Origin of the sequence: Geobacillus sp. WSUCF1 (assembly GCF_000422025.1) — a bacterium.
GTDB lineage: Bacteria > Bacillota > Bacilli > Bacillales > Anoxybacillaceae > Geobacillus > Geobacillus zalihae.
In genome coordinates this window covers 1-4,203 of sequence record NZ_ATCO01000222.1, presented here as the reverse complement: position 1 = coordinate 4,203, position 4,203 = coordinate 1, and the positions used below count along the sequence as shown (strand labels likewise).

Sequence of the window (4,203 nt, the reverse complement as noted above, 5' to 3'; positions counted from 1 at the left end):
CACGGTTTTACTGAAATTCATCTCCCACTTTCACTTCGTTTCGAAGTGGGAGACTTCTTTCGGAAAGATGTTAAAAATGGAGGAATTCGAAATGGTTCATGAAATCCGTCTCTGTTTTTATCATTCCGACCATGACGCAACGCTGCGCTCGTTCGATCTACCAAAAGAACAGCAACGATTCACCGCACTCCCCGCTGAGGCGCTCAAAGCATGCTCCGAGGAAAAAGAAAGAAAGCCGATTGTCATCCTTCATCAAGAACGACCGGTCGGTTTTTTTGTTCTCCACACCGGCAAACGATCAAACAAAAGCATTCCTCTTTGTTTTGCAGAGAGGAATGCTTCACTTCCCAATGAAAGGCAAGAAATCCTCGCTTTTTTCGTCGATCGACGTCCGCTTAATCAGCGAATAAATCGGATGACAAATACCGCTCGCCGGAATCGGGCGCCATGCAAAGGACGCGGGCGCCTTTGGGGAGCTGTTTCGCCACTTTGATGGCGTAATAGGCACTGGCAGCGGCCGAAGCGCCGACCAAAATGCCTTCCTTCGCCGCCAGTTCGCGCGCCATCTGTTGGGCATCCTCATCTTTGATCAAAAAAATGTCATCATAAATCGAGCGATTTAAAATTTTCGGGATAAACCCCGGACCCGTGCCGGGAATTTTGTGCGGCCCCGGCTTGCCGCCCGACAACACAGGCGAACCGTACGGTTCAACGACGTAAATGCGCAAATTCGGGATGCGTTTTTTCAGCTCCTCCCCTGTTCCGGTCACCGTCCCGCCGGTGCCGGCGGTGAGCACGAACGCATCGAGCCGTCCATCAAATGCTTCATAAATTTCCACCGCTGTTGTATGCCGGTGTGCATCCGGATTGGCCGGATTTTCAAACTGCATCGGAATAAAGCTGTCAGGGATTTCGCTAGCAAGCCGGTTTGCCTCATCGATCGCCCCTTGCATCCGCTTCTCCGCCGGCGTCAAATAGACTTTGGCTCCGTACGCCTTTAAAATTTTCACCCGTTCGACCGTCGCATTGTCGGGCATCGTAATGATGCAGCGATACCCCCTGGCGGCGCACACCATGGCCAGGCCGATGCCGGTGTTGCCGGACGTCGGTTCGATGATCGTGCTTTTTCCCGGTGTAATTTTCCCTTCCGCCTCCGCCCGGCGGATCATTTCCCAAGCGGGCCGATCTTTGACGCTGCCGCCTGGGTTGAACGATTCGAGTTTTATATATACGTCCGCTCCCTCCCGATCCGGGAGACGGTTGAGCTTCACGATCGGCGTGCCACCGATCAAATCTAAAATCGAGTCATACAATTTCACGATCGTCCCCAACCTTTTGCAAAATATTTGTTCGTCCCATTCATTATAAATGATTTTTCCGTTTTTGTTCAAACCACCCGCCTTTTTCGCGGAAGGAAACTAGTTTTCTCGGATATGCAGCCATTTTCCCTCTGTTCTAGTTCGATGTTCCCAATTATAATAAAAATAAACGACAGAAAGCGAGGTGGCTTTGTTGGCATCTGCCGCACAGCAGCTTGTCACCCATTTGGAAACCCATTTGCCGGACTTCCTCGCCTATTGGCGGCAGCAAATGAAAATTGCCGACGATGACAAATATATCGACTGTGTCGAACAAAACGGCTTGGCGGTGTTCACCTTGGTCAAAGAGGCGCTGCTGCAGTCGCGGCCCGGCGAGATGGTTGAACGGCTGGCGAACAAAATCGCCAAAGAACGGGCGGAGATGAACGCCGGCATCGGCGCCCTTGTTTACAACGTAAACTTGGGACGGCGCCTGATCATCAACCATGCGTTGGCCGCACCGCTGTCCGTCGATGAGCTCGCCCCGCTCATTGACCATATGAACGAGTTGTTTGACCAGTTTTTGTTTCATGCGGTCACCAAATACAATGAGTTAAAAGAAAAGGAGCTGCATGAGAAAAATGCGCTCATTGCCCGGTCGCATCAAGACCGGCTGACGCTGCTCGGACAAATGTCATCGAGTTTTGTCCATGAGTTTCGCAATCCGCTTACGGCCATTATTGGGTTTATCCAATTATTAAAATTTGAACATCCTCATTTGCCATATTTGGATATTATCGACCATGAGCTGCAGCAGCTGAAATTTCGCATTTCGCAATTTTTGCATGCCTCACGCAAAGAAATTGTTGAAAGCGAAAAGGAAACGTTTTCGCTTTGCCAGCTGTTGGAGGAAATTATCGAGTTTTTATACGCCACGATCGTCGACAGCGATGTCGACCTTTCGGTGGCGATCGATGAATCCATACATATATTTGCCTATAAAGATCAGCTGCGCCAGGTGCTGGTAAACATTTTGCTCAACTCGATCGAAGCGTTGAAAGAGAGGGAAAAACCGCGGCGGATCAACATCGCCGCCCGTTGCCAAGACGGAAGCACCATCATCGAAATCGCCAACAACGGTCCGTCCATTCCGGCCGACATTGTGGAAACGATTTTCGAGCCGTTTTTTACGACAAAAAAACTCGGAACCGGCATCGGGTTGTACATTTGCAAAAAAGTGATTGAAGACCATGGCGGAGATATCCGCTGTTCATCCGATGAAGACATGACGACGTTTTCCATCCGCCTGCCCGCATAACAAAGGGCGAAAATGGGCATGCTGGATGTAAAAAAGGATGATGTCGATGACACCGTCATGGAAACATTTGCTGGAACAGACGGCAGCCGCCATTCGCGAATGGCTTCAGCGGGAAAACCATTCGTTTGCCGAGCTGGCGGAGCTGATCCGCCATCATCCGGACACCGTCCGGTCCGAGCGCACTTGGCTCGGTTTGACGTACCGCTTTTACTCGCTGACACTGGCGGATGCGGCGCTGAGGATGGAAACAAAAGTCGCCCACAACGGGAACGAGCGCATTTTATCGTTGTCGCTTCACGCTCCGCGGACCAAAGCAGCCGTGTATCGTTCTTATGACGAAGAGAGCGACTTGTCCGATGTCGTCACCACCCCTCCGCTCGCAGAAAAAACCGCACCGTAACCGAACCGGTGCGGTTTTTTTTAGCCTTTCATGCCCTGCAGCCATTCTTGGTAACATTCCGGACAAAGCGCTTCCTCGCGTTCTTCATCGTTCGCATGGAACGAGACGTAATGCACGTTGTCGTCGCACTCGCATTGGCAATAGAAACACGTTTCGTTCATCGATTGTCCCTCCTTGTCCGTTAGTGTGGACAATCCGAGGAACGTCATTGCAAGGAAAACATCCCCAAAAGCGATCAGCACGACGTGTGCGACAACAAATAGTCTAAGACGGCCTTTTGCTCTTCCTTCGTAAACCCGGCTTGCCGGTCGATCCAATATCGATGCCCCTCTCCTGTCACATGCACCGCCTTTAAAGCAGGATCGGCGCGGCATTCGTGGCCATGACGCGCTCGCGCTACGTCCGGTCAATGAGCGCCCACAGACTGTTGCGCGCATCAAGGGCGATGCCTTTTTGAACGTGCTCGAAAGCCCGAACTCACCTTCGGCCCAACCGCCACGCCACCATCGTGCAAATACGAAGTGCTCCACGCCAGGCCGATGAGGCTCAGCACCTTATAGTCGACCGGTGAATTGCCGTAGGCGAACGACAGGCGGTTTGGTCCGCACCGCTCTGGACAAAACTTGAGCGCGCAGGCAGCACTTCTTGTTGGGCGGTCCAGCTGCCCGAACATCATCGCCCATCTTTTCCAAAATTCCCTATCTATACGTGAGACGGCCGAGCACATACTATGTCACGGAAGGTGGTGAAAGAGATGAAAGCGACAGGAACACATGAAACGCTCGAGCTGCACGAACTGCTCATGTTCAAAAACACGTGCCTCGCCAAAAGTGCCGCCATGCAGCAAATGGCGAGCGACCCGCAGCTGAAATCGCTCATTCAACAAGACATGCAAAAAACAGAGCAGCACATCCGCGACTTGCAAAACTTATTATCGTAACGAACGGAGGAGGGACAACGATGCAGGCAACGATGACGCCGACCGGCGTATTCAATGATCAAATGATCGCCGCCGACTATCTCATTGGGGCGAAAAGTGCGATCAAAGCGTGCGCAATGGCCATTGCCGAAGCAACAACCCCGGAAGTGCGCAATACGCTGAAGCAACATGTGAACTACCCACCACCTACGCTTCGCTTGGAGGTGGGGGCTTCAAGCGACTTGTGCGTGTTCGCCGAACGGTAAGC

The 4,203-nt window shown here is 52.0% G+C and carries 6 protein-coding genes; 4 read left to right on the top strand and 2 right to left on the bottom strand.

Translation table 11 applies throughout. The features are described from left to right. Positions 1-395: 395 nt before the first annotated feature. Positions 396-1,319, bottom strand: coding sequence for a cysteine synthase A (gene cysK / locus I656_RS00835; RefSeq protein WP_033006785.1), 924 nt, complete (start codon positions 1,317-1,319; stop codon positions 396-398). A gap of 193 nt (positions 1,320-1,512) precedes the next feature. On the opposite strand from cysK, the gene I656_RS00840 reads away from it, so the two are divergent. Together I656_RS00840 and I656_RS00845 are read left to right on the top strand one after the other, a co-directional pair. Next, positions 1,513-2,616 carry a histidine kinase N-terminal domain-containing protein gene (locus I656_RS00840; protein ID WP_033006779.1) on the top strand — a complete coding sequence of 368 codons (1,104 nt, stop codon included), beginning with the start codon at positions 1,513-1,515 and terminating at the stop codon, positions 2,614-2,616. A 46-nt stretch (positions 2,617-2,662) separates the two neighbouring features. Continuing rightward, entirely contained in the window at positions 2,663-3,016 is a 354-nt protein-coding gene (locus I656_RS00845) for a hypothetical protein (protein ID WP_033006776.1), read from the top strand. A gap of 20 nt (positions 3,017-3,036) precedes the next feature. Here the strand turns inward: I656_RS00845 and I656_RS18800 are convergent, their stop codons facing one another. Then, complete coding sequence (locus tag I656_RS18800) at positions 3,037-3,177, bottom strand: hypothetical protein (RefSeq protein WP_015374705.1); 141 nt, start codon at positions 3,175-3,177, stop codon at positions 3,037-3,039. A 593-nt stretch (positions 3,178-3,770) separates the two neighbouring features. On the opposite strand from I656_RS18800, the gene I656_RS00850 reads away from it, so the two are divergent. After that, the gene (locus I656_RS00850; protein WP_015374704.1) at positions 3,771-3,956 is read left to right on the top strand and encodes a hypothetical protein; all 186 of its coding nucleotides are present in this window, start codon (positions 3,771-3,773) and stop codon (positions 3,954-3,956) included. 20 nt (positions 3,957-3,976) lie between these two features. Then, entirely contained in the window at positions 3,977-4,201 is a 225-nt protein-coding gene (locus tag I656_RS00855; RefSeq protein WP_015374703.1) for a spore coat protein, read from the top strand. Positions 4,202-4,203: the final 2 nt, after the last annotated feature.

What these genes read in the sequence shown, in the direction of transcription:
- I656_RS00845 (WP_033006776.1), top strand. Translation starts at nt 2,663, where the DNA reads ATGACACCGTCATGGAAACATTTGCTGGAACAGACGGCAGCCGCCATT.
- I656_RS18800 (WP_015374705.1), bottom strand. Translation starts at nt 3,177, where the DNA reads ATGAACGAAACGTGTTTCTATTGCCAATGCGAGTGCGACGACAACGTG.
- I656_RS00850 (WP_015374704.1), top strand. Translation starts at nt 3,771, where the DNA reads ATGAAAGCGACAGGAACACATGAAACGCTCGAGCTGCACGAACTGCTC.
- I656_RS00855 (WP_015374703.1), top strand. Translation starts at nt 3,977, where the DNA reads ATGCAGGCAACGATGACGCCGACCGGCGTATTCAATGATCAAATGATC.